Consider the following 23,993-nt stretch of genomic DNA (forward strand, 5'->3'; position numbering starts at 1 on the left):
TGGTATTAATTCTACTTTATAATTTCCTAAATTCAATTCATTTTTATACTGCTCAATATATTTTTTATATTAGTATAAGCTATTCTTTCTGAATTACTATCCCCCAAACCCCATTTTCTAACATACCTTTCCGAATAATTTTTAAATCGTTCTTTTTTTCTTCAAAACTTTCCTGCCTTTTTTCAAAAGACTTATTTGTTCTTTCTTTTAAATTATTATTGACTTCATTTTTAACACTTTCTATAGGAACAGTATTTTTTTCACTCTTTATTTCTTTGTATATGTAACCAATGCAAAAGCCTATTAATATAAATATAATTTTACATATAATATTCATAACTCTCATTTAAGATCTATACCACATTGCAATATTTAAATTTATTTTCAATTATTTTTCAAGAAATTTAATAATTAACATATTCTGTCTAAATATTTAACTAATTCTAATTTAATGTAAAGAATAAAGCTTTTTTCTCATTTCTGAAAGGAACTAACACAAGGAATTTATTCTTAAATATTAAATTCTAATTCAACAAAATTTTAATAACAAAACTAGTATTTGAACTAAATATTAATATTTATCATAAAATATCTAATTATAACTTTAATTTTTTTAACATTTCAATATCTACTGGCTTAGAAAAATAATATCCTTGTATATACATTTTTTCATAAGATAAAGATTTAATTATATCAAATTGATCCTTTTCTTCAATACCTTCAAACACAATTCTCTTATTAGATACTTTACATATTTGTGACAAGAAATCTATTATTTTTTTATTTGTTTCTGAATTTATATTATCAATGAAATATTTATCTAATTTTATAATATCATAATCTATTTTATCTAATAAATCTAAATTAGAATATTCTACTCCAAAATCATCAATAGCTATTAAAAATCCATGCAATCTCAAAATTTCCAAAGACTTTTTAATTTTATCTATATCTTCTAAAGTAAATTTTTCTACAATTTCTAAACAAATAGAATTATTAGGCATATTATTATTTACTGCAATTTCTATTAGTTTATTCAAAAAATTAGAATCTTCTATCTCTTTAAATGATAAATTAAATGAAATATAAATTTTTTTATTTTTTAAATTATTATAATTGCTTATAACTTTGTAATCTGATATTACTTTCTTAAAACTTGATAATGATACTTCTGACATCATATTACTTTTTTCTATATCATTCAAAAAATAATAGGGTGTTAATATTTGTCCATTACGTCTTAATCTTAATAAAGCTTCAAAACCTACAATTAAATTTTTCTTTGGATCAACGATAGGTTGATAGTATAAAATAAAATTCCCTTTATTTAAATCATTTAAGATATTTTTTTTATTTCTTCTAAAAAAAAATTTTAATTTTATTCTTTTTCCGATTATCGCACCTAAAATTAAAATAAAAATTAAAATTAATAAGTTCCTTTTAGATAAAACTTTCTTATATTGATTGAAATATTTATTATATAAATTTTTATCCTTTCTAAAATTAGAGTAACTATTTTCACTTAAAACTTTATCTATTAAGTTAATAACTTTTTTATTATTTTTATTAGATACTATATAAACAGGACCAGTCGAAAAATCAAGAATACTTTTTACTTTTCTATTCTCTAAATTTAACTTACTTTCTTTGTTATATACAATAAAATCTACTTTTGATTCATATAAAAATCCTTTTAATTCATTATAAGAATTAGCATAAACTAAGTTTACATTTATTCCTTTATCCTTAAATAAATTCAAAATCCACTCATTACTTTCATCGCCTTTTATATATCCCATATTCAAACCATTTAAATCTTGTATCTCACCATAAGGAATATCTTTATTGGTATAAATTTCACAGTTTTCATTCCCTATATACTGATTTGTATACAAAAACTTTTCTTCTCGCTCTTTAGATTTATTAACTCCAAACAATAAATCTATTTCTCCATTCTCCAACATTTTTAATCCATTTGGTACATCATAACAATTAATATATTCAAAATTCACATTTAAATTTTTAGAAATTAACTTCATTAGATCATTATAATAACCAGAATAACTACCCCTATTATTAATATAATAATAGGGATAATATTCATAGAATCCTACTTTTATTTTTCTTTCATCAGTATTAATATCTTTTATATAAAATTCATATGAGCAAAGTCCAACAATAAAAATAGTAAAAATAACAAATGGAATTATAAGTAATTTTTTATTCTTCATAAAATCTCCCCCTAATAAACTTATCATATAGTTATATTTTTATTAACATTAAGCTTTTTATATAATATCATTCTTATAAATTTATTTACAACTATCTAAAATATTTTTTTATTTAAACAATGAAATAATTACTAGCGTAATTCTAAATAATCTTTGTTTTTTGTGTCACTAGCCTATCACATATACGCTAAAATTGTAAAGCTATTCCACAAAAATTTTTATCAGCTATTCTCTCCTTTCATAGCAGCTAAAAATTTTTGCTCCATTTTCCTTTACAATTCGCTCCTATGTGTAGTCTTAGGATTATCAAAAAACAACAACAAGGAGTGTTTAACGCTAGTGTTTTATTGAAAGGAGAATTTTTATGAATAATGAAATTTTAGAAATCTTAATGAAGGAACTTCTTGAAAGTTCTAAGGAAAGAGAAAGACTTGAAAAAAGAAGGCTTTAACTTGAAGAAGCTAAACTTTAAAATATAGACTTTAGGAGATTTTAAAAATGAAAATTAAGTACATTGAAAAAATTAATTTAACTATTTATAAAATCAAAGAAAATATTTATGGAATAAGTGATTATTTAGATATAGATTTTGATAAGAACTTAATTGCTCTAAAAGGTACATCTTGCAGACATGGATATTTTCAAAATCTAACTAATCAAGAATTATCTGAAATAACTAGAATTGTTAACAATCAAAATTAAATAAAAAAGGCATTACCCTAACAGGCAACACCCAAAAAATTGCTATACTTATATTATAGCCTGTTTGGTAATGTTTATCAAGGAGGAATTTAGAATTATGAAAAAAACTATTTTATTAACTCATGGAGTTAGCAATGCACTACAAAATAAAGAGATTTACGAATTTGATTTACAACTTCAACTTTTTAAGTTTTTAGAGAATAATTGGGGTGATTTGTGTCAAGAAGATACTGAACTTCAAAACTCATTAATCAAAGAAGTTGACGCTAAACTACATAATAGATTTATGGGGGTATATAAATTGATGAAAAATATTGAGATTTGGATTATGAGTGAATATGATTATACAATAGATACCTTAATAATAACTGTTCTATTTCCACATGAATACTAAAATTTAAAAGGTGTCCTCCGAGGACACCTTTTAATAAAAAAATAAAATATATTTTTAAGGAGCAACTACTATGAAGGCAATTACAAATATGAGTATCGGTATTAAAAATCTAATAAAAAATAATTATCTCTCACAAAAAGAAATTGATATTATACTATCTAAGTTTTGTAAAAATGATTGGGGCGAACTAAATTCAGATGATACGGAAGAACAAAATCGTATGCTAATTGAAGGCTTCTATATTAAAAATAGAAATCCAAAACTTGATGAAATCTTTACTGGAGTATATATTATAAATAATATTTTTATTTGGATAAAAAGTAAATTTGATAATACAAAAGATGTGCTATTAATAACTATAAAACTACCCTATGAATAAAAAAAGAGAAAAAAGTTTAAACTCTTTTCTCTTTTTTGCTCTATCCAATTAGGAACGAACATTTGATAAATTAGGACATTTAATTTAAATTATACTGTTTTATAAATAATATATACTATATTATAATATTTTTCAAGTAATATACTTTCTTTCTTATTATATTTTATTTTCATTTACGAGTATATTGTTTACGTATATAAATTTAAAACTCCATTTCATAATTATTTTCTTTAGATTTATTTTTTTCTTTATTATTAATTTTTAAAGTCTTATTCATCTTATTATGAAATTCTAACTCTTCATTAATCTCTAAATTAATTCGTTCCAGCTTATTTGGCTCTATAATCATATCCTTTATATTAGAACCTATAAATTTAGTATTTTTTAAATTTGTTCCTTCTAAGTTTGCACCTGTTAAATTTGCAAAAAATATTGCTCCTTCTAAATCACTATTTCTAAAGTTAGCTTCTTTTAAATTTACATTTAAAAATCTAACTCCCTTTAGATCTCTTCCTTCTAAATTTAGTCTTTCTCCATTTCTTTTATTACTTTCAAGCCATAATTCATGCTTTCTTATTTTCTCTGAAATATCATTATCTAATTTATACTTCTTCATGTTCCCCTCCGTATTAATTGAATTATTTAACTTTTTATGTTCTATTTCAATGTCATTTTCTTTGTTGCTAATTCTATACAAATTTTTCTTATCATCTACATATATTAAATTTTCTAAATCATAGCTTTTTCTAATATATACATCTTTATAAACTCCATTTTCTTTAACTGCTACTATATGATTTTCTTTAGTGAAAACATCTGAATTAATCTCCTTCCCCTTCTCTGTTTTAAACCAAATAAATGATTTGTTATTATCAACAAATTCTTCTAACTCACTTTTACTTACTTCATGAATTACTACTTTATCTGTTCGTAAAAACTCTTTTATATTTTCATCTTTAATTTCTATAAATTTTTCACTTTCAAAATCCATCTCTCCCTCCATTTCTAAATTTAATTCAATTTCATTTTTTATATTTTTATCAGAAAGGGAGTTAACTAATTCATTTTCCTTAGTTAACTCCCTTTCTGCATTTAAGCTATCTTCCATTATCTCTACATATTCTTTTACAGTTGTACTTACTTCTTTTAATAATTTTTCTTTATCCTTAAAGGTTGCATTTTTAGTCCATTCACTTAAATATCTAAGTGAATATTCTTCTGTATTAATTCCAAAATAACTACTTACTGATAATGCAACCATTTCAGCTTGAAATTCTTTCTCTGCCTTAGTATAGTTATCTCTTGTTTCTACAGTATGAAGTTTTGCGTGTGCTAACTCATGTATTAAAGTCTTAATATTCTGTAACTCTGAATTTCTAGGATTTAAAGCTAATTCCCTAGTTGATGTATAACTAACACCTTTAACTAATCCAAGCTCTGATTTAGGCTCTATTATCTTAACCCCTATTTTACTAGCCACATCTTCTAGTGATTTATAAAAAGCTTTATAATTTTTAACATCTACATCAAGCCATTTATTAGGAAATATTTTATGTAATTCACTTGATGGCATATTAGTTTGACTTACATCAAAAACATACCCTTGCTTAAACTTAATAGCTCCTTCTAGTATTTCTAATTCCCCACTTTTTATTAACTGTTTTTCTTTTTCACTAGCCTTACTTATTAATTTTATAGTTCCATCTTCTGCTATAAATCTATCTCCAAGTTTTGTTGGAACTAATATTTTTATTCCCTTCTCACCTTTGTTTACTGAATATCCTTTCTCTTTCCAAAATGCAAAACTTCCAACTGCAATTGCTCCCCTAAATTGTGTTTCTATTAAAATTGAATTTCTATAAGAGTAGTTGTGAAACTTAGCCATAAAAGAAATATATTCTTTTAAGTCATTAGGACTACTAAATACCTTATCTATTTTTTCATCTGCTTGTTTTACAAGTAAATCTATCTCCTTTCTTTTTTCTTCTTGTGATTTACTAATTTTATATTCTTTTTTCTTATAAGCCACTTTCTTAACTCCCTTCTAAAAACATTCGCTTTTTCAATAAAAAACACCAGGATAAATTTATAAAAATAAAAAATATCCTGGTGAAAATCTAATATAAAAACGAATGTTTTTTAATTAGATTAATTTTTATTTCTTATTAAGAAATTTACTCATCTAAATATATTTATTAAAATCGCCCCTGGTGTTTTTGAATAAAACACCAGGGGCGATTTTTAAAATTCTTTTATACTTCTATTAATAGTTTTATTTTTCTTATCATATACAACGATAATCATTTCTTCATTTTCCAAAAGTTCTTTTAATTCTTCTACTTCATAATTTTCAACTTTTAAAGTTATAGTTTCCTTTGTATCTAATGTATAAACTTCTATTTCATTTTTGCTTAATATCTTCTCAACTAAAGCTAAATTATCAAACATTAAATTCCTCCATAAAAAAATAAAAGAATATTCAATTGAATATTCTTTTATACTAATCTATATTTTTCTTAATTTATTTTTAATAACATTTATTAATTCATTCGAGTTATTCTCCCATTCAAAATACTTATATCCTCCCAATCCAAAAATAACATCATCAGGATTTACATCATCTAATTTAACTATTATCCAATTAGAATTTCTTTGTATAATTCCATTAAAGGCATTATATAACTCTGTTTTTGCATAGTTAGATTCTTTATAATTATTACTTATAAATATAATGTTTAAATCACTTTGTTCCATTCCCTCCATAATTGATTTTAAAATATTCTCTCCATAATCTATTGATCGTGCATCAATAAAAGCATTAATCCCAGTATCTCTTAATTCATCTGCAAATGTTCTAACTATATTCTTATCTTTATGACTATATGAAATAAATACTTGTTTTCTTTTTAATTCGACCTCCAATTTATATCCTTTTTTTTCAAGTTCTTCATTAGAAGAAAAAAAGAACATACTTCTATACGCTTCTCTTAGTTCATCTTTTCCATATGGTGGTAAACCTTTTATATTCCACATTTTATACTTTAGTTCCCTTATAACTTCTTCAAGTCCTCTATCAACTCTTGATGTTAAATTAAATTCTTCTAAAAGTTTTTTTACTTTATCTTCTTCATTATCTACACATTCAATTATAAAAGCTGATTTTAAATATCCTGGAACATTATTTACAGCTAAACATATCATACCATCCAATGATATTAATTCCTCTAACTTTAACAAAAATGGAAAATACTTTTCTCTTTTCATATACGGAAATTCTACATAAAAACTTTTTCTCATATATCTCAACTCCTTAATTATAATTTTAGAGTAATTATAATCAAAATATGCAAATATTTCAAATTTTTCATTTTTAGCTTTTTCTAATAAATTTATAATTTGATATTTCGCTTGTATTTCAGTCGCTCTTTCTCTAAAAACAAATATTTTTAATGGGATTTCAAACTCTCCTTTTTTAGTTCTATAATTTTTCAAAAACTCAACTAAAGGTAATGTATAATATTTTGTTAACTCATCCATTTTTTCCTCCCTATCTAATTTCATATTCAATTTCATTTTGTAGTTTTTCATATTCATTCATATTTTTTATACTATCAAAATCTTTCCTTAATGCTTTTTTTATTTCATTTAATGCTCTACTTGTTACTATTAGCTCTTTATTAGAATTTATAAACTTTTTATTTTCATTCTCATATACATAATCCTTTATTTGCTTTAAAGTAACATTTCCTATTCTTGTATACAGATCTTCTATTTTATTTTCTTTATAATATTTATATAAACTTGTATTCTTTTCTCCATACATATTTTTAAGTTTAATTTCTTGTTCTTCTAATTTTCCAACTAGCAAATTATAATCTTCTTTGAAATTATCTTCTATAAAGTTTCTTGTTATTTCATCTAAATATGGTTTTACTTCTTGTAAAGAATTATAATTATAGTTCCATTGTCTTTTATCTTTTGGAAGTAATTTAATTATTTCCTTTACATTTTCTTTCATCATTTTATCTTTTTTTAAGTCATATTTTTTTCTATTATCAACTAATCTTTCTCTTATTATATCATTTATTTCTTTATACTCTTTACTAAAATCAGATAGTGAATTAGCAAAACTACTTTTCATTGCTCTTAAAACTTTGTACTCTCTTTTCCCTCGTTCATCTGGATTAAATTGTACTGTTGCTACGTGAACATGAATGTGTTTCGTATTATAATGTAATGAAGCTGACCAAACTAAATCTTTATATCCACATTTTCTTTCTAAGGTATTCATGGTTGCTCTTATAGCTTTGTGTATTCTTTCTTCATCTAAAACTTTAGTTTTAGAATTATAAATCCCTTGTTCTTCTAACCAATCATTATTAAAACTAAATACATCTTGCCATAAATTACTTCCCCTATTTTGTGCAATTGTAAAAGCATTTTTTAAGCTTTCTATTTCTTTTTCATTTAATTCATCTTTATCTCTTGTGAATAAAGAACCTTTCTTTTTTGCATTACCCATGTAATCATTAAAACTAGCATAATCATTATCATGGTGTTTTTTTGTTGCTTTATCTCTGTTCATATAGTCAATATAGCTTCCAAAATTATATCCTTCTTGTGGAGTTATAAACCTTAACTTATAAACAATTCCCGGACTTCCCATAGTTAATATAACCTATTTCCTTTCTTATAATTTTTGTTTATTCTTTCTTCAACAGTATTTTCTGCAATAGTTAAGGCTTTACAAACTTCCTCATTAGTAGTTATTATTTTTCCATACTCTTCTTTTATGAACATACCATTTAACATTTCTATAATCACTTGTGTATTTTTATCTGTAAATTTATTCACCTTCATTAGCATTTTAAATTCACCTTTTAAAGCTTCTGATATTTCATTAGCCAAATATTCTCTAAGCATTTTAATAGACATCTTTTCATTTTCTCTATGCTCTCTTATTATTAAATCTAAAGCTTCACTAGAATATTTGAAATCATTTTTTTCTTTTACTTCTTCTATATACTCTAAATTTTTTTCAGAAACCATGTAATCTTTTCTTATTCTTCCCATATACTTTTACTCCTTTTTGAAATTATATCTCCTATATTTTCACCCAATATTTCTTCTGACAATACTTCCATTAATGCTGAATTATATTCTATTATCTTTCCAAGCTTTTTAATTAAATAAGAATAATTCCCCTCAATTCTTTTTAACTCTTCTATTGATGACATTAATTCTAATTGTCTTTTTAAAAAGTCGTTCCGACTTTTTGCTCCACTCTTCTTTACTAATTCATCTAATTTAAAAACAATATCTTCTGGTACATCTCTTATTAAAATATCACTCATCTGTACCTCCTTATATAAATAAATCTAAACTAAAAGCGACTAAAATTTTAATTTTAAAATTCTAGTCGCAAACTTTTTATAAAAAAAGTTAACAAAAATATTTTTTGGGTTTCTACTCTCTATGTTACTATTTACCACCTGTTACTTCTTACTAAAGGGCATAAGGAGAAACTGCTATCACACAAGGTGCTAGACTAGGCAAAGCCTAGTGTTTCAACGATATCACAATTTCATCATAATACGCAGGTTCACCACATATGAAACACATAAAATCCACATAAAACACGCAGGTTTTACTCATGTTTTTCTAGGTCATTTTTCTTTTGATTAAGCTTACTAATTTTATTTTGAAGCTCTTTTTTCTGCTTATTAAGTTCTTCTTTTTCCTTATTAACTTTCTCTATAGAACTTTTATTAGAATTAATTTTGCTATCACTTTCTTGCTTTTCATTTTCAGTTTGGTACTTTTTATCTTCTTCAAGTTCACTATTTATTTTCTTTAAATTAATTTCAGTAGTATTTTTTTCATCAAGTAATTTATCTATTTCTGAAATATTACTATTAAAACTTTCTATTTCCAAATCTATAAATTTAACTTTATATCCATTAACACTTTCATTTTTTAAGTTATTATTTTCTTTAGTATCTTTTCTATCTGAATAAATTTTTATAACTTCATCTAAACTATTTTCTTTATCAGAAGAAGTAACACTAATAGAAACTGCTGACCAATCTAAAGGTAATTCGGAGTAAATAACATACTCATCAATACCAACTTTTATTAACTCACATGAGATGCTTTCATCTAAATTGTTCTTTTCTTTTAATGAAATATTTATAGGTTTATCAATATTAGGGTTGCTATTTTTTATGTTAAGAAACATTTCAAATACTCCAGTATTAGGATTATATTCTCTATCTAGTATCTTTATATTGTTGTTCTCAAATAATATTTCTTGATTCAAGACTGTACTTTTAACAAAAAAATCTTGATTAAAAATTCTATTTGAAGTTAAAAAAAAGACCATTCCTAAAATTATTATTGATGTTGCACCAAAATAAATAAAGGATTGGTTCTTACTTCTTCTGAACTTTTTAAACTTACTTTCAACATTTTTTTGAAAATCTAGTATCTTTTCTTTCAATATTATCATTCTCCTTTCATTACATTTAAATATAATTACTACAAAATATTTTCATTTAAATATTTCAATTCACTACATATATACATCTCCTTATAAAAATTATTCTACTACCCTTCTAACATTTCCATTGAAGTTACTGCTCCAATAAGGCGAATTTAAATCGCCTATACTAACACCTTTACTTGAACTATCATTCAGGAATTTACTATCTCCGAGCCATATTCCAACGTGTCCATTTCTTCCCGCAGTATCAAAAAATAATAAATCTCCACGCTTCATTTCTGATGGTGAAACTGCTCTACCTAACTCTAATAAAGTCCAAGTAGTTACACTTGAACGATCACCAAGTTGCACTCCAGCACTTGCATAGCAATAGTGAACTAATGAACTACAATCAAATCGTCCTGCATCAACGTCAGATTGATTACGACCTCCGCCCCAAACATATGGAGATTTACTAACCCACTTCATACCTGCTTCAATAGCCTTTTCAATTATTTCATTATCTCCTGCTGTTCCACTTCCAGTAATACCTGCATTTCTAAATTCCATTGCATACTGAAAAACTTTGTTAGGATAATTGTTTTGTGCCTTATCTAAATCTACTTCCATACCGTAGCCTTGTCCTCCATTATAACAAGCAAATATCCTTCGTAATATCTCTCTGAAATTAGGGTCATTCTCACTAGCGTTCCAATCTATCAGCTTCATATTCTCTACATTATTAAATTTTTGAACGCCAATAATTCCTTTTCTGTATAAAACATAGTTAGCATAATACATTGTTTCAAATCCACCAGCTATAATTTGTGCTCTCGCATCTGTTAAAAATATATCCCACATATTATCACTATCGGTAAAACTATATCCTACTTGTCTATATAAATCTGCTAACCCATAATCCATATAATACTTAAATATATCTCCACCACCAAAATCAAATTTTTGTTGTTGCATTATTCCATATGCACCGTCTGGCGAAGCACAATTAGGATTAAAATCACTTTCTTGTTTTGCAATGGCACATAAAACCCAGTTAGGAATACCAACTAATTCAGCCGTTTCATTGAAATAAGGAACAAATTCTAAAGGTACTCCCATAGCTCCTATATCTGTTATGTTAGAATAATTTTTCTTATTACTTTCTCCAACTATCCCAACAACTCCTATCATAATAATAGTAGCCAAGAAAAAAACTAAACAATTAGATATACCTATAGTAACAATTATTTTCTTTATTATTTTTTTACTCAAATAATCACCTACCTAAAAAAAGACATATAAAAAGAACCAACTTAAAACTAAGTTGGTTCTTTTTTTAATACTCTTTATAACTTGTTACTTTATATTTACCATCTATTTTTAATAACTGCATCTTATATGATTTTGAATCTTGCTTCTTCTCATTATTTTCATCTATACTGTCATAGGCTACAGTAACATAAATATATATATATCCATTATCATCTTTATTATTTCTTTCTTCACTTCTTATCTTTGTTATTTTCTTTTCTTTTATTTCTTTACTTTGACCTAAAGTCATGAAGTATCCTTGAACTTCTTTATCTATATCTGTTGATACTAGACTTAAAGCTTCTGCTTCATTTTTCTTAGGGTCATTTATATCAAATTCTGTCATGTCCTTTGCAAATTTTCTAGCAACTTCTGAAGCTTCTACTCTATCATTTACTGAAATATTACTATTCTCTAAAAGATAGTATTTCTTTTTTAATTCTTCATCACTTAGCCCTTTATTTTCATCATTTTGCTCTGATATAACGTTATTATTACTTGTTTCTACTTTTGCAACTTCTTGTTTATTACTTTTTCCTTTATTTAATGCAAATATAGTACCTCCAACAACTAATACCCCAAGTATTACTCCACCTATTATTAACTTTTTCTTCTCCACATTATACTCCTCCTTCAAATAATATTTTTTCTTCTTCTGAAATTTCAACATGGAATGTTATATTATTCATACCATTTATTATTAATGTTGTATCACCTTGTCCAAAGGTTGGAATTGTATTAATTTCATTTTCATTTAATTGACCGTCAAATATTGTTTCTAAAGCTTTCTTTGCATTATTGTCTTGTTGCATTATAAACTTATATTGAGTTAATTCAAATAATGTTTTTATCTTTCCTAATATTGCTTTATCTGAACTTTCTGGAACAACATCATTTATACTATGTGTTGCAAAAACAAGACCTGCAAAATACTTTCTAGCTTCTCTTTCAAAAGTTATAAAATAGTCTACTGCTAATTCATTATCTGAATTTATATACTTATGAGCTTCATCTATAAATAGAATATATTTTACTGCTTCATCTAATGTAACTTCTCCATTATCAAATAATTTCTTCTGTTGAATACCTTGTTTTAATGCTCCATTCCAAAGCATAGTTAATATATTAAACATTTGTGCATTAAATATTCTGTTATCAAATTGAGATAAGTTTCTTAATTCAAAACTTAATATTCTTTCTGATGACATATCTTCTATAGTAGAATATCCATTAAATAATTTACTATAGTTGTTTATTGCATTTTCAATTGTTAATTTTATACGCTCAATTCTTTCTTGTCTTTGAGCCGTTAAGTTAGTTCTTAATTCTTCTTTTTCTACATCATTATACAATTGTTTCTTTATAAAATTCAAGAATTCTTCCATTATTGGATATTCCTTCACTTTATATTGAGTACAGTTCTCTCTTTTGATACCAAAATCAATATAAAAATCATTAACTAAGTTCTCAAACTCTCTAATTTCATCACTTGAACACCCTTCTGCTAAGAATTTATAAGTCATTGATAATTTATTTATATGGAACATATATGATTGTTCTTCCAAAATCTCGTTTGTGTCCGTATCAATCATAGTTGCGAAAATTTGAAATGGATTTATCATTCCATTACTACCATCTAACTTTATTATTTTTCCACCAGATCGTTCAATAGTTCCTCCAAACTCTCCTGTTAAATCTAAAACTCTTATTGTATCTTCAAGTATAACATTATTGTTCATTAATTTTTTTAATAGTGTAGATTTACCAGCACCAGTAACCCCTAAAATAAGTGCATTAAATGATTTTCTTACAGAGTTTTTAGTAAATAAATCAAATATTACACTTCCACCAACTCTAGTTGTTCCTAAAGGCATACCCGTTTTATCTTTTAACTCTATAAAATCAAAAGGATACCCACCTGCTAGACTTAAAGCTGGTATAGGTTGCTTTATAATTCCATTCGGTAACTTCTCTTGTCTTGACATTGGTAAACGCATTGACTTCCATTCATACTCTTGTTCATTAATAAAAATAGCCCCTTTATATTTTAAAGTTTCTAGTTTTTCTAATACATTTTTCTCTTTATTTTCTAGCCCTTCTAAAGTCCTGTCCCAAACAAAAACTCTTATAACAATGTACTTCATTATCTCACTATTGTTAACAATATCATCTGTTAATGCTGATAATTCTCCAAACTCACTATTTGAATTTATCGCTGTTGTATAATCTCTACTATCCTCAATTCTTGAACCGTGTTCTTTCATTGAACGATCTATTTTCTTTAATATCTCATTTCTATTTGCAGTTCCAACATCAATAGTTACTACAGTATCATCTAATTCTTTAATTAAGCCCTTCAGCCAAAAATAATTAACTTCATGAGGATAATCATAAATATTTATACAAGCTTCATAGCCATCACCCTTTTTAATATAATTATCTTTAAATATAATTCCCCCACATGGTTGAATTTTATCTATTAAATTAGGATTGTAATCTAATTTCTTCATAAATATATCTCCTTTAAAGTATCTTACTATTTAAGTTATTAAGTTTATATAATACCTTTAGTTTCTTTTCTAAATCTATTTCACTTAAATGAATATCTTTATTTGTACTTCTTATTAAGTTATTTAATGTATCATTTACCGAATCTTCCTTATCAATAAATACCATGATGTAATACTCTATATTAGTTTTAGTCTTCTCAAGCTCTATAAGTTTTTCTAATTTTTCATTTAACATTATTTTGTATAGTTCATTATTAGTCTTGTTTATTCTTTTTTGTATATATGTTTGTTGTTCACTTGTATTAACTGGGAAATTCATAATTATTATTTTAAAATCATGAATAAATTCTCTTAGGAAAAACATAAAGTTTCTTATTAAATCTTCTTGCTCATCTAAAGATAATGAATCTACATCTTTTCCACTAACTTGATATATATTCATATAACCACTCTTAGTTTTGATAAATTCATTATCTGTTATATCTACTTCTTCCATCTTATCTACAATAAACTTATCTATTTTAGGTAAGTTCTTTTTTTCTTTTTTTAATGCTTTAGCTTCTTCCTTTTTCCTTTTACGTTCTTCTTTCTGTTGTTTTTTTAACTCTTTCTTCTCTTTTCTTGTTAGCTTCTTTTTTTCTTCTCCTATTTTTATATCATCAAATTTTTTATACATACTATTCCTCCTAAAAAATAATAGTAAAAAGAAAAAGTGTCCACAGGGAACACTTTTACTCTTTATCTATTTTTAATCTACGATATATGTTTCTATTTCTTATAAAAGCTAAATATATGCTCTGAAAATTTCTCCTTTTAGGATTACTAATACTTTTGGATGTTAAAAATACAGCCGAACAGAAACAAAATATATAATATACAATTATAAATCGTGTATATACAAAAGGACTTAATATTTTTGCTAAAGCCATAAATACAATTATAAAAGCTATATCAAAGAATGATAGTGTATTAAATATCTTCATTTCTACATTTATATCTTTAGGAATATTAAAAATCATAATTACTTTTTACCTCCATTATTATTTTTTATATTAAACTTACTTTTATCACTTATAGTAAGTTTTCTACTTTGAGAAGAATTGTTATTTCTTCCTATACTACTATTATTAAGCTTGTTTCCATTTACTCCATTTTGATTGAACTTATTAGCTTGTCCATAGCCTTTATTCATCGAGTTTGAATTTTGATTTATACCTTTATTGAATTTATTATTTTTCTCATTATTTATATCCTTTGCTCCATCAAATCCTTGTCCCTTAGTTGCTGATCCATTTTGATTTTTCAATATAGCTTCTTTTAATAGTTTTTCTTTTTCTCCTAAGCTTGATTGATTGTTTCCATTTCCTATATTGGAATTATTTTTTTCATTAATTTTAGAACTTTGACCTTTGCCATTTAAGCTACTTCCACCATTTAAGTTAGATTTTTCACTATTTCCATTTTTATTTACGCCCATATTATTTTTGTTATTTATATTAGGTGTTTCACTAGAATTTTTATTTAAACTTGAGTTGCCATCTTTGTTAGATTTATTTGAGTTTATATTAGAATTATTTTTCATATCTGAATTATTCTTCATATTAGGATTACTACTCATTTTTCCATCAATATTATTTTTAATATTACTAGAACCTTCAGATACATTTTTAGAATTAGTATTATCCTTTAACTTGCTAAAACCGTCTTGCATACTTAAATAAGCACTTTTACCACCATTGTAAAGTTTATTTCCAGCACTAAACATACTTCTAGTTCCCTTACCTAACATCTTAGCTCCTTCAATACCAGCAACTACAGCTCCCCAACTTGATTTAATACCTGCATCTATTCCAAAAATTCTTTCAATTATATTAGGACCATCTATAACTGCCCATGAACCTGCTCCAAGTACAAGTAATTTAACAACTTGATTTTCTATAGCAACATCAGGACTATTTAGCCAACCTGTAAATACCACATATAGTTTTAGTAAAACTGATGTAGAAATTAAAATAGCAAACATTGATAATATATTTTCAACAACCATTTTAAGCTTTTTACCTGTACCTATATCACTAAAAGCTAAAACTGTCGCTAATATTTTATTAAAAGCCAGTTCAATAAGTATTCTTCCTATTTTCAGACATGAACAAAACATTGCTATTATAGATACTAGAAGTGAACCTATAACCACCATAAAGTTTAAATTATATCTATAATAATCTTCATCTAAAAAGGAAAAAAAGCTTTTATCAAGCTTTACTAAGTCTAACTCTCCATTACTATTTTCCACTATTTTTTCTTTAAAAGCGTCTTTATACATAGGGTCTTTTAAGTCATTAGGTTCTAGCTTTTCATTTATATCTATATTCATAATATTATCTAGTAATATATTATTTTTCTTATCTGATAATTTATATCCCACACTATCTAAGTAGTATAAATCTGATAAGTTTCCTTTTACTATTTCCTTAGCACTTGATTCGTATGTTCCAATATTATTATCAACTATAAGTTTTGTTGCTTTATTTAACTCTGTCATTAAAAATGGTAATCCTACTATTATAGTTATTGATATTAATATATTTACTGGTATTTGTCCTTTATCTCTTTTCCTTTGAAACATTATCTGAAAACCTATAAATGCTAATGCTATTGCAAATATAGTCCAAAGTACAGGTTTATAATTATCAAGAAAGTGTACTACTTCTTTTGTTTCAAAAAAATTATTTATATTATAAATTGTACTAACTGCATTTTCTAAACCATCTACTAGCTTAACTAAGCCTTGAATTAATATCCACCCTAAATATCTAAGCCCATAACTAAATATTCCTACAAGCTCCAAAACATTATTTTCTGTTAGTGTTTTTAGAAATTCTATATTGCTCATTACTTCACTTCCTTTCTAATTCTTTTATATATTCAAATCCTTTATCAACAAAGGATTTAATTTCTTTGTTATCATTATTTTCTTTACAAGCCTTTTCTAAATCATCAAAGGTACTATCTAAATTAATTTTAGTTTTTCCCTTCTTATATCTAGCTTCAACTAATTCAATTATTTCTTTAATTTCCATTGGAGAGAATATTTCATTTAAATGAACTTTACGTTCTTTTTCTTCCTGCTTAATATCTTCAATGCTCTGTTCTTCAATTATTAATGGTTCTATATTTTCAAATAATATTAAATCATTTAAATCTACATCTTTATGTAAAGATGGTATTTCTACATCAGCAATAGAGCTATTGTTATCAAACCACTTAGATAAATATTCATATCTATATTGCATACTTGTTTTTCCACTATTAAAAATAGGATTAGGAACTATTCTATTTCTTTTTTGATCTTCTCTTTTTAAATTTCTTGTAACGACTGTTTCTCCCATTTTTAATAGCATTAAATCATTAGGATTTTTTAATCTTTCGGAATCAACACTCTCTGTATAATGTTTTGTAGTATCTGTTATTTCTCCACTTCTTGATATATTAATTATTGTTTTATCTCCTAAAAGCTTTGAAAATTCTTCTGCGGTATCATATTCTGTAGTCATTATATATACCTTATTTGCACAGTTCCCTATTATAGTTTTCGCTTTATCTTTACCATACTTCTCTTCTATTTGTGAAAAAGCTTGTACTACTAAAGTAAATTTTATATTTCTTCCTAAACATACTGTCAATATAACTTCTAATTGTTCTATTGGTGGCATATTACCAGCTTCATCAATTAAGAACACTACTTCTCTTTCACATTTTCCACCTTTAGTTAAAGTTGCTTCTTTTGATAAGACCCAATAAAGTTGCCTTATAAACATAGAAGCTATAAAGTAATCTGAATTATCATAGTCTGGAAGTATCATAAATAATGCTATTGGTCTATCATCTTTCTTATTGATAAACCCAAAATCTTTTAGGTTTATTGAATTTCTTGAAGTCATCTTTGCTATTTTTTCCATTGTAAATTTTTCTAACTCTGTCATAGCAACTGAAAAAATACCACTCCTAGCACTACCTTTAGCAAAGTTACTTGTTGCATACTGCATTTTAGCAATTGAATTTGAAGGTAAATTTCGGAAGTATTTGTCCAACTCATTATTACCATCTTCATCATAAGCTGAACCTAATTCTGAAAGCATATTAGCAACAGTAAACATTGTTACCCTATTTCTTATTTCTTCTTCACCATATTTTTTATAACATTCTTCAAGAGTTACTAATATTAAAGCATTAACTAAACTCATTGCAGAATTTTGCCAAAACGGATCTTTAACATTAGGCTTATAGTACATAGAATAAGTTAATGACTTACATAGTTTTTGAGCTTCCCCATAATCTTTTTCCAAATAAGCTTCTACTATTAAATGAAGTGGATTATAACTCATTGAATTATTAGGGTCTATTAAGTTTAATACTTCTATCCTATATCCCCTTTTTTCTAAAGTATCTTTACTTGAAGCAAGGAACTCCCCTTTTGGGTCATTTATTATTAATGAAGATTTAACCTTAGCCCTCGAATAAACATCTATGGTTGGAAATAAAAATAGTTCTCCTTTACCACTTCTTGTTGTCCCTATTACTAAGTTATTTACATCTCCTTCATCAATAAAAACTTTATCTTCATAACTTGAAATTACAACTCCACCTTTTCCTTCAAATTCTTTTTCCTTCTTTGGTACTGATTTATATTGTTCTTCTATCTCTAATAAGGAACAAAATCTACACTTTCCTTTTTGTCCTTCATTTATTGTTCTAAAAGAAGTCTTTAATCTAAATTGAATCTTTATAATAATTAGAATTAGCATTATATAGGTAAATATATATACATACCAATATTTATTAAATTCAAAATAAAATATAGCTTCTAAAAAATTAAAAGCTTTCTCTTTTCCTTTTATACTAGAAAAAACTATATCTAATCCATTAGCAATAATATTACTTATCAATGTAATTACTATGGTTAACACTATTGTTATGAATAGTGAAAATTTTCTACTAGCTAAGAATTTCGCTTTCTTAATTTCTCTATTTGTTTCATCATCTGTACTATAATAAATTTTTATTTTTCTAAATATTTTTTTCAAAAACCTCATATTACACCTACCTTAATCTAAATTTAAAAGACTAGGAATATATATCCTAGTCTTAAAATTAAAATGTAACAGTTGTTTTGAAATATGTTGCAAAAGCGTTAGCTCCCATAATTAATATAAATCCAACTATTCCACCTATGATTATTGGTTTAGCTTTTCTCATACCATCAGTTCCACCCAATATCCATGCAAAACCTGCTACTGCTAATGATAAAGCTAAACTTATCCATCCTAATGTTTGGGATTTTGTTAAAAGGTCTACACCTATTTGATTTAAACTTGTAAAGACATCTAAAACATATATATTTGATAACATACTAAATTCCTCCTATTTCTTTTAATGTATCTAATCCTGCTAATAATTGATTTTCTGCATCTTCATTGTCTAAAAATTCCTTATGTTTTTCTTCAATCCATTCTTCATAAGTTTTACCTTGAATTTCAAGAAGTTTAGCCACTAGCTTTTTATTGAAGCTATCTTTATCTTTTCTTCTAGCACTCATGATTAATCACCCCCTTCAATAAAATTACAATAAAAAAAATGTCCCCTAGGGACACCTAATATAAATATTTATAAATAAAAGTGTCCACAGGGAACACTTTTTATTTTCCTATATAAATAATTATTTTTTATCATTTTTATGAATTGCTTTTCCAGTACCAACTTGCAAAGTATCATTATTTTTATTATTAAAAAATAATTCTCCTTTTGGATCATTCAAAATAAAAGTATCCCCAGCGGATACTTTCTTTCCTATATATATTCCAGCTAACTTTAGACTTTCTTTAAATTCTTCATTTAACTTCTCATATTCATCTTTAAAACTTAAAAGGATTTTATCTATATCTTCACTTGAATACTTCTCAAGAATTTCTTTATACCTATCCTCACAATTATATTCCCAATTAAAATACAAATCTATTTTTATTACTTCAACATTCTCTAAATCATATTTAGTTGCATAACTATTAACATCTTCTCCCTCATGCTCTAAATCAGTTTTCTGTAATACATAGTTATATTCTTCTTTCACATTCTTAGCTTCAAATAACTTTTCCAATATTTCTAAAAGATGATTAAATTGTATCTCTATATTTCCACCAACTAATTCATCTAATCTAAATTCAATTCCTACAATTATTTCTGATAATTCTTCTACTGTCTTATCTATTTCTATTAATAAACATTCCCTATTACTCACCTTAGAATCATCAAAATAATAGTGATCTATTCTATATATTCTTTTCTTTAAATTGTTTTTTTCTTTTTTGTTCATTTCTTCTAGTATTTCTCTAGCTTTTTGACCTGTCTGTTTGTTTATTAAACTCATTTACATTCCCTCCTTAAAATGTTCCCCGTGGAGACTTTTTCTTTTAATTTAATACTAAAAATATACTATATTAATAAATATAAAAATTATTTCATTACATAAATATAAAAGTAAGATATATATTATAGTTCTCATTAAAACATATATAAATTCCTCCCATCTTTTTTTCACAAATAATATTACTAATTTAAATAACATCTCCAATCCAAAGATATATACAAATATATAACTTCCTTTCCTTAAAGAATAAATTAAAGATATTAACATTAATAAAATTGAAATTTGTTTTAAACTAAATGATGTCTTTTTCTTTTCATCACACTACTCAACAGTACACTCAAATTTTTCAAATATAAAAAATGTACTTATCATAATCATTGTCAAAAAAAATTTAATAATTTGATTATATATCATCAATACCCTCCCCCATTGTTTAAATATTATAGGGAGAAAACACTTTCTCCCTCACCCACTTGGAGCTAACGCCTTCAACTATAATTCCACTACGCTACATTATATTTTCAGTTGTTTAATAAAATATAACCTCATAAAAAATATCCCCCGTGGACACTTTTATTAATTTGTTTTTTGTTGCTATCTCAGAAAAAAAAGTTGATTCACAGGAGTATTAGTGGCATATATATAATATAAAAAAGATACATAAAATACATTTCTTATACTAAAATATATTATCCTTTTCCATTCTTTTTCTTACTAATATTATTAGTGTCTTTAACATTGTTAATCCTGCTACATAAATACCTATATAACTTAATGTAAAACTACTGTAAAATGAAAAAAATGCATTTATTAAAAGTAGACTAATATACTTCTCTTTTTCATCGCCCTCTCTTGACAAATGATAAATAAAAATTAGTTCCTCAATTCCTAAAAATATCATATAAAAGCAGTTTATAAGAAAAAGTTTCATAACTGTATCAAAATCCATTATTACCAGTCCCTATAACTAATTTGTCAAAAATATTCTCTGTATCATCAGCTTCTTGTGTTATATAACTTTTAATACTAATTTTATTCTTGAAAACCCCTAAATTTCTTTCAAATATTTCATTAAATTCATCTTCTTCTATTTCTATAGACTTTGAAAAGCCAGCCTTTAAAATAACATCCTTTGTAAACTTTGAAATCTTAAACATCAATATATATTCACTATCTAATAATTGGGGCGTTGGAAAAAACTTATATGAATATTCACCTAGAAATAAATCTTTATCGAAAATATAACATTCTAATAGTTCAAATAAATAATATTCTCCAATACCATCAAGCTTTATCTTTTGCTCTGTAAATTCCCCACCTTTACTTTCAAATAATATTTCATTACCAGCTTTATCATAAATATTAAATAAAATAGTTATACTTATTGAATCTATTGCATCATCTTTATGCTTAAATGATTTTCTAGGTGTAAAAGTATACTCATATCCTAATCTATATTTTCTTTTCTTTAATTTATCATCCATTTTTTCTCCTCCTTAAAATGTTCCCCGTGGACACTTTTCATAATGATTTATAAGCTCTTAAATAATTAATACTATCAATAAAAAAAGTGTTCCCTAGGGACACTTTTTCTCTTTTAATTTCTTTTCTATTAATCTATTTATCTCTTTTATTTCTTCATCAGTAAATATCTTCTCTGTTTTTTCTTTGTCTATTTTTATCAACCCTTTAATATATTTTGAAAATTCATCATGAGTTAGTGCAAATTCTTTAAGCTCTTTTTCCGATTTTTTAAAACTAACTGAATACACATTTCTCATTTTTATTTTCCATAAACTAATTCATCTATAGTTACTCCAAAACTCCTAGATAATCTATATAGAGTATTTTTTGTTGGTTTATTAATCCCACTCTCTATATCATGTATTGTCTTTATCCCTAGTCCACTTTTCTTAGAGAGTTGTTTAAGTGTCCATTTCTTTCTTTTTCTTCTTTTCTTTATATTCTCTCCAATATTTTGTATAGCTTCTTCTAAATACTCTTCTAGTATTCTATCCATGAAAATTCCCTCCTGTCATTTTGTGTCTACGTGGAACACCTATCCTACTAATAATTCTTCTAATGATATATTTAACCCTAATGCTAGTCTTAATATAATTTCAAAACTAGAGTTTCTTTCTTTATTTTCATTTAGACTTATAGTATGAAAATCTAATCCACATTTCTTAGCTAATTCTCTTTGTGTAAGATTTTTCTTTAATCTATTTTCTTTTAAGTTTTTAGATAAATTAACTTCTTCATTCTTTGATTTCATTTAATCACCCCCAATCTAAAAAAGTGTTCCCTAGGGACACTTTAAAACGGTATATCTCCATCTAATTCTTCTGGATAATCTATGTTATTATTTTCTTCTTTCTTATAATTTCCAAACAAGTCAAATTCACTTACATATACTTCTGTAATATATCTTTTTATATTATCATTATCTTCATAACTTCTATTTCTAACTTCTCCTGTTAAAACAATCTCTTGTCCTTTATTGGCATACTTAGTAATACCTTCTGCTAACTTTCCAAATATAACACAATTAAAGAAGTCAGCTTCTCTTTTTCCTTCTTTTCCTTTAGTCTTTCTATTTACTGCTATAGTAAATCTAGCAACAGCCTTTCCACTTCCATCAAGAAATTTAAGCTCTGGCTCTTTTACTAATCTTCCAGCTAAAATTATTTTATTCATTCTTTTCCCTACTTTCTTATTAATATCAATTATTAATTTTTAAAATTCTATAATTTAATAAATATTGGAGCAATATAATAAAACCTTTTTCTTTTCATTAAAAATACTTTCTGCTATCTCATTAACTTTCTTATCTATCATAACTGCTCCCTTTTAACTCTAAACTCATAATTTTCAAGTTTAACTAATACTATTGTTAATAAAAAAAGGATTAAAAAATCTAATCCTAAAAATATAAAAGTATTCATTTTAAATCAACTCTCCTTTAAGTATTAATCTTTGTTTAGCATGATTAGTGCAGGTTATTAATGTTATCTCGTTTTTACTTAAATCTTGTGATAGTAAACTCGAATTATTCGGTTCTACAATTTCTCTTTCTGTTATTTTATATTTATATACTTTATTATTACTTTGAATTTCTACTATTGTTCCAATTTTTAATTTATGTAAACTTCTAAATATAGAACCTTTCATATTGTTATGTCCAGCTAGAATTACATTCCCACTTTCTCCAAAGCTTGGACTATTTCTATACTTTGCAACAACATAATCTAAGTTTTCCTCACCTAATATGATTGGAGCTTCTAAGTTAATACTACTAATTTTTAAAATCCCAATTATATTTTCATTTTTAGTATTAACACTACTATTAATTTTTTTATTTGCTTGTATATTGCTGTTACCATTATCAATATTCTGTTCTATTGGATTATCTTCATTTTTAAGTTCTTGTTCTTCAGAATTAATCTTATAGCTCTCTATTAAATCATTTTTAATCTTCTCTGATTTATAATCTAAAGTTAATGATAATGCTACTAAAATAATTCCTATTAAACATAAAATAATTAATGACTTCCTCATAAC

Annotated in this window: 29 protein-coding genes; 3 read left to right on the top strand and 26 right to left on the bottom strand. The window is 25.2% G+C overall.

Going from position 1 to position 23,993, the window contains the following annotated elements; all coding sequences use genetic code 11:
• Positions 1-79: 79 nt before the first annotated feature.
• On the bottom strand, positions 80-346 hold the full coding sequence (locus QP548_RS10230) for a hypothetical protein (protein WP_061426494.1): 267 nt from the start codon (positions 344-346) through the stop codon (positions 80-82).
• Between the two features lie 250 nt (positions 347-596).
• On the bottom strand, positions 597-2,231 hold the full coding sequence (locus QP548_RS10235) for an EAL domain-containing protein (RefSeq protein ID WP_061426493.1): 1,635 nt from the start codon (positions 2,229-2,231) through the stop codon (positions 597-599).
• A 498-nt stretch (positions 2,232-2,729) separates the two neighbouring features.
• On the opposite strand from QP548_RS10235, the gene QP548_RS10240 reads away from it, so the two are divergent.
• From QP548_RS10240 to QP548_RS10250, 3 genes are all read left to right on the top strand, one after another.
• Entirely contained in the window at positions 2,730-2,933 is a 204-nt protein-coding gene (locus QP548_RS10240) for a hypothetical protein (protein ID WP_061426492.1), read from the top strand.
• A gap of 97 nt (positions 2,934-3,030) precedes the next feature.
• Positions 3,031-3,327 carry a hypothetical protein gene (locus QP548_RS10245; protein ID WP_061426491.1) on the top strand — a complete coding sequence of 99 codons (297 nt, stop codon included), beginning with the start codon at positions 3,031-3,033 and terminating at the stop codon, positions 3,325-3,327.
• A gap of 70 nt (positions 3,328-3,397) precedes the next feature.
• On the top strand, positions 3,398-3,706 hold the full coding sequence (locus QP548_RS10250) for a hypothetical protein (RefSeq protein WP_061426490.1): 309 nt from the start codon (positions 3,398-3,400) through the stop codon (positions 3,704-3,706).
• A 202-nt stretch (positions 3,707-3,908) separates the two neighbouring features.
• Here QP548_RS10250 and QP548_RS10255 read toward each other — a convergent pair whose 3' ends face one another.
• The 24 genes from QP548_RS10255 to QP548_RS10370 all read right to left on the bottom strand — a co-directional run bounded on the left by QP548_RS10255 (position 3,909) and on the right by QP548_RS10370 (position 23,990).
• The gene (locus QP548_RS10255; protein WP_061426489.1) at positions 3,909-5,735 is read right to left on the bottom strand and encodes a pentapeptide repeat-containing protein; all 1,827 of its coding nucleotides are present in this window, start codon (positions 5,733-5,735) and stop codon (positions 3,909-3,911) included.
• Between the two features lie 212 nt (positions 5,736-5,947).
• Positions 5,948-6,154 carry a hypothetical protein gene (locus QP548_RS10260; RefSeq protein ID WP_061426488.1) on the bottom strand — a complete coding sequence of 69 codons (207 nt, stop codon included), beginning with the start codon at positions 6,152-6,154 and terminating at the stop codon, positions 5,948-5,950.
• Between the two features lie 57 nt (positions 6,155-6,211).
• Complete coding sequence (locus QP548_RS10265) at positions 6,212-7,243, bottom strand: toll/interleukin-1 receptor domain-containing protein (protein ID WP_158024730.1); 1,032 nt, start codon at positions 7,241-7,243, stop codon at positions 6,212-6,214.
• Positions 7,244-7,253: 10 nt separating this feature from the next.
• Entirely contained in the window at positions 7,254-8,372 is a 1,119-nt protein-coding gene (gene mobP2 / locus QP548_RS10270; RefSeq protein WP_061426486.1) for a MobP2 family relaxase, read from the bottom strand.
• 2 nt (positions 8,373-8,374) lie between these two features.
• Positions 8,375-8,779, bottom strand: a complete 405-nt coding sequence (locus tag QP548_RS10275) for a hypothetical protein (RefSeq protein WP_061426485.1) — start codon at positions 8,777-8,779, stop codon at positions 8,375-8,377.
• Positions 8,767-9,060, bottom strand: coding sequence for a hypothetical protein (locus tag QP548_RS10280; RefSeq protein WP_061426484.1), 294 nt, complete (start codon positions 9,058-9,060; stop codon positions 8,767-8,769). Before QP548_RS10280 ends, QP548_RS10275 begins: the two co-directional genes overlap by 13 nt.
• 293 nt (positions 9,061-9,353) lie before the next feature.
• Positions 9,354-10,205: a hypothetical protein gene (locus QP548_RS10285; RefSeq protein ID WP_061426483.1), complete on the bottom strand. Its 852-nt coding sequence runs from the start codon at positions 10,203-10,205 to the stop codon at positions 9,354-9,356.
• 99 nt (positions 10,206-10,304) lie between these two features.
• The gene (locus QP548_RS10290) at positions 10,305-11,459 is read right to left on the bottom strand and encodes a C40 family peptidase (RefSeq protein ID WP_061426482.1); all 1,155 of its coding nucleotides are present in this window, start codon (positions 11,457-11,459) and stop codon (positions 10,305-10,307) included.
• 64 nt (positions 11,460-11,523) lie between these two features.
• The gene (locus QP548_RS10295; protein ID WP_061426481.1) at positions 11,524-12,117 is read right to left on the bottom strand and encodes a hypothetical protein; all 594 of its coding nucleotides are present in this window, start codon (positions 12,115-12,117) and stop codon (positions 11,524-11,526) included.
• A gap of 1 nt (position 12,118) precedes the next feature.
• Positions 12,119-14,008 (bottom strand): VirB4 family type IV secretion system protein, encoded by a 1,890-nt coding sequence (locus tag QP548_RS10300; protein ID WP_061426480.1) that lies wholly within the window; start codon positions 14,006-14,008, stop codon positions 12,119-12,121.
• A 13-nt stretch (positions 14,009-14,021) separates the two neighbouring features.
• A complete protein-coding gene (locus QP548_RS10305; protein WP_061426479.1) occupies positions 14,022-14,684 on the bottom strand; it encodes a hypothetical protein in 663 nt (220 codons plus the stop codon).
• Between the two features lie 55 nt (positions 14,685-14,739).
• On the bottom strand, positions 14,740-15,027 hold the full coding sequence (locus QP548_RS10310; protein ID WP_061426478.1) for a DUF5592 family protein: 288 nt from the start codon (positions 15,025-15,027) through the stop codon (positions 14,740-14,742).
• 2 nt (positions 15,028-15,029) lie between these two features.
• On the bottom strand, positions 15,030-16,901 hold the full coding sequence (locus QP548_RS10315) for a pLS20_p028 family conjugation system transmembrane protein (RefSeq protein ID WP_061426477.1): 1,872 nt from the start codon (positions 16,899-16,901) through the stop codon (positions 15,030-15,032).
• Positions 16,902-16,905: 4 nt separating this feature from the next.
• On the bottom strand, positions 16,906-19,101 hold the full coding sequence (locus QP548_RS10320; RefSeq protein WP_061426476.1) for a VirD4-like conjugal transfer protein, CD1115 family: 2,196 nt from the start codon (positions 19,099-19,101) through the stop codon (positions 16,906-16,908).
• 58 nt (positions 19,102-19,159) lie between these two features.
• Positions 19,160-19,417 carry a hypothetical protein gene (locus QP548_RS10325; RefSeq protein WP_003476200.1) on the bottom strand — a complete coding sequence of 86 codons (258 nt, stop codon included), beginning with the start codon at positions 19,415-19,417 and terminating at the stop codon, positions 19,160-19,162.
• 1 nt (position 19,418) lies between these two features.
• Entirely contained in the window at positions 19,419-19,604 is a 186-nt protein-coding gene (locus tag QP548_RS10330; protein ID WP_061426475.1) for a hypothetical protein, read from the bottom strand.
• Positions 19,605-19,724: 120 nt separating this feature from the next.
• On the bottom strand, positions 19,725-20,432 hold the full coding sequence (locus tag QP548_RS10335; protein WP_061426474.1) for a hypothetical protein: 708 nt from the start codon (positions 20,430-20,432) through the stop codon (positions 19,725-19,727).
• A gap of 679 nt (positions 20,433-21,111) precedes the next feature.
• Positions 21,112-21,381, bottom strand: coding sequence for a hypothetical protein (locus QP548_RS10340; RefSeq protein WP_236907327.1), 270 nt, complete (start codon positions 21,379-21,381; stop codon positions 21,112-21,114).
• Positions 21,371-21,916, bottom strand: a complete 546-nt coding sequence (locus tag QP548_RS10345) for a hypothetical protein (RefSeq protein ID WP_061426473.1) — start codon at positions 21,914-21,916, stop codon at positions 21,371-21,373. Before QP548_RS10345 ends, QP548_RS10340 begins: the two co-directional genes overlap by 11 nt.
• Positions 21,917-22,009: 93 nt before the next feature.
• The gene (locus QP548_RS10350) at positions 22,010-22,213 is read right to left on the bottom strand and encodes a hypothetical protein (protein WP_170869541.1); all 204 of its coding nucleotides are present in this window, start codon (positions 22,211-22,213) and stop codon (positions 22,010-22,012) included.
• A gap of 2 nt (positions 22,214-22,215) precedes the next feature.
• On the bottom strand, positions 22,216-22,452 hold the full coding sequence (locus tag QP548_RS10355; RefSeq protein WP_061426471.1) for a helix-turn-helix domain-containing protein: 237 nt from the start codon (positions 22,450-22,452) through the stop codon (positions 22,216-22,218).
• A gap of 39 nt (positions 22,453-22,491) precedes the next feature.
• Complete coding sequence (locus QP548_RS10360) at positions 22,492-22,707, bottom strand: helix-turn-helix domain-containing protein (RefSeq protein ID WP_061426470.1); 216 nt, start codon at positions 22,705-22,707, stop codon at positions 22,492-22,494.
• A 41-nt stretch (positions 22,708-22,748) separates the two neighbouring features.
• Complete coding sequence (locus QP548_RS10365; protein WP_061426469.1) at positions 22,749-23,129, bottom strand: single-stranded DNA-binding protein; 381 nt, start codon at positions 23,127-23,129, stop codon at positions 22,749-22,751.
• 249 nt (positions 23,130-23,378) lie between these two features.
• On the bottom strand, positions 23,379-23,990 hold the full coding sequence (locus QP548_RS10370; protein WP_061426468.1) for a class D sortase: 612 nt from the start codon (positions 23,988-23,990) through the stop codon (positions 23,379-23,381).
• Positions 23,991-23,993: the final 3 nt, after the last annotated feature.

Source organism: Clostridium sp. UMB9555A, from assembly GCF_030222355.1.
Lineage (GTDB): Bacteria > Bacillota > Clostridia > Clostridiales > Clostridiaceae > Sarcina > Sarcina perfringens.

Coding starts and splice junctions, on each gene's coding strand:
- QP548_RS10230 (WP_061426494.1), bottom strand. CDS start 346: ATGAGAGTTATGAATATTATATGTAAAATTATATTTATATTAATAGGC.
- QP548_RS10235 (WP_061426493.1), bottom strand. CDS start 2,231: ATGAAGAATAAAAAATTACTTATAATTCCATTTGTTATTTTTACTATT.
- QP548_RS10240 (WP_061426492.1), top strand. CDS start 2,730: ATGAAAATTAAGTACATTGAAAAAATTAATTTAACTATTTATAAAATC.
- QP548_RS10245 (WP_061426491.1), top strand. CDS start 3,031: ATGAAAAAAACTATTTTATTAACTCATGGAGTTAGCAATGCACTACAA.
- QP548_RS10250 (WP_061426490.1), top strand. CDS start 3,398: ATGAAGGCAATTACAAATATGAGTATCGGTATTAAAAATCTAATAAAA.
- QP548_RS10260 (WP_061426488.1), bottom strand. CDS start 6,154: ATGTTTGATAATTTAGCTTTAGTTGAGAAGATATTAAGCAAAAATGAA.
- QP548_RS10265 (WP_158024730.1), bottom strand. CDS start 7,243: ATGGATGAGTTAACAAAATATTATACATTACCTTTAGTTGAGTTTTTG.
- mobP2 (WP_061426486.1), bottom strand. CDS start 8,372: ATGGGAAGTCCGGGAATTGTTTATAAGTTAAGGTTTATAACTCCACAA.
- QP548_RS10275 (WP_061426485.1), bottom strand. CDS start 8,779: ATGGGAAGAATAAGAAAAGATTACATGGTTTCTGAAAAAAATTTAGAG.
- QP548_RS10280 (WP_061426484.1), bottom strand. CDS start 9,060: ATGAGTGATATTTTAATAAGAGATGTACCAGAAGATATTGTTTTTAAA.
- QP548_RS10300 (WP_061426480.1), bottom strand. CDS start 14,008: ATGAAGAAATTAGATTACAATCCTAATTTAATAGATAAAATTCAACCA.
- QP548_RS10305 (WP_061426479.1), bottom strand. CDS start 14,684: ATGTATAAAAAATTTGATGATATAAAAATAGGAGAAGAAAAAAAGAAG.
- QP548_RS10310 (WP_061426478.1), bottom strand. CDS start 15,027: ATGATTTTTAATATTCCTAAAGATATAAATGTAGAAATGAAGATATTT.
- QP548_RS10315 (WP_061426477.1), bottom strand. CDS start 16,901: ATGAGCAATATAGAATTTCTAAAAACACTAACAGAAAATAATGTTTTG.
- QP548_RS10320 (WP_061426476.1), bottom strand. CDS start 19,101: ATGAGGTTTTTGAAAAAAATATTTAGAAAAATAAAAATTTATTATAGT.
- QP548_RS10325 (WP_003476200.1), bottom strand. CDS start 19,417: ATGTTATCAAATATATATGTTTTAGATGTCTTTACAAGTTTAAATCAA.
- QP548_RS10330 (WP_061426475.1), bottom strand. CDS start 19,604: ATGAGTGCTAGAAGAAAAGATAAAGATAGCTTCAATAAAAAGCTAGTG.
- QP548_RS10335 (WP_061426474.1), bottom strand. CDS start 20,432: ATGAGTTTAATAAACAAACAGACAGGTCAAAAAGCTAGAGAAATACTA.
- QP548_RS10340 (WP_236907327.1), bottom strand. CDS start 21,381: ATGGATTTTGATACAGTTATGAAACTTTTTCTTATAAACTGCTTTTAT.
- QP548_RS10345 (WP_061426473.1), bottom strand. CDS start 21,916: ATGGATGATAAATTAAAGAAAAGAAAATATAGATTAGGATATGAGTAT.
- QP548_RS10350 (WP_170869541.1), bottom strand. CDS start 22,213: ATGAGAAATGTGTATTCAGTTAGTTTTAAAAAATCGGAAAAAGAGCTT.
- QP548_RS10355 (WP_061426471.1), bottom strand. CDS start 22,452: ATGGATAGAATACTAGAAGAGTATTTAGAAGAAGCTATACAAAATATT.
- QP548_RS10360 (WP_061426470.1), bottom strand. CDS start 22,707: ATGAAATCAAAGAATGAAGAAGTTAATTTATCTAAAAACTTAAAAGAA.
- QP548_RS10365 (WP_061426469.1), bottom strand. CDS start 23,129: ATGAATAAAATAATTTTAGCTGGAAGATTAGTAAAAGAGCCAGAGCTT.
- QP548_RS10370 (WP_061426468.1), bottom strand. CDS start 23,990: ATGAGGAAGTCATTAATTATTTTATGTTTAATAGGAATTATTTTAGTA.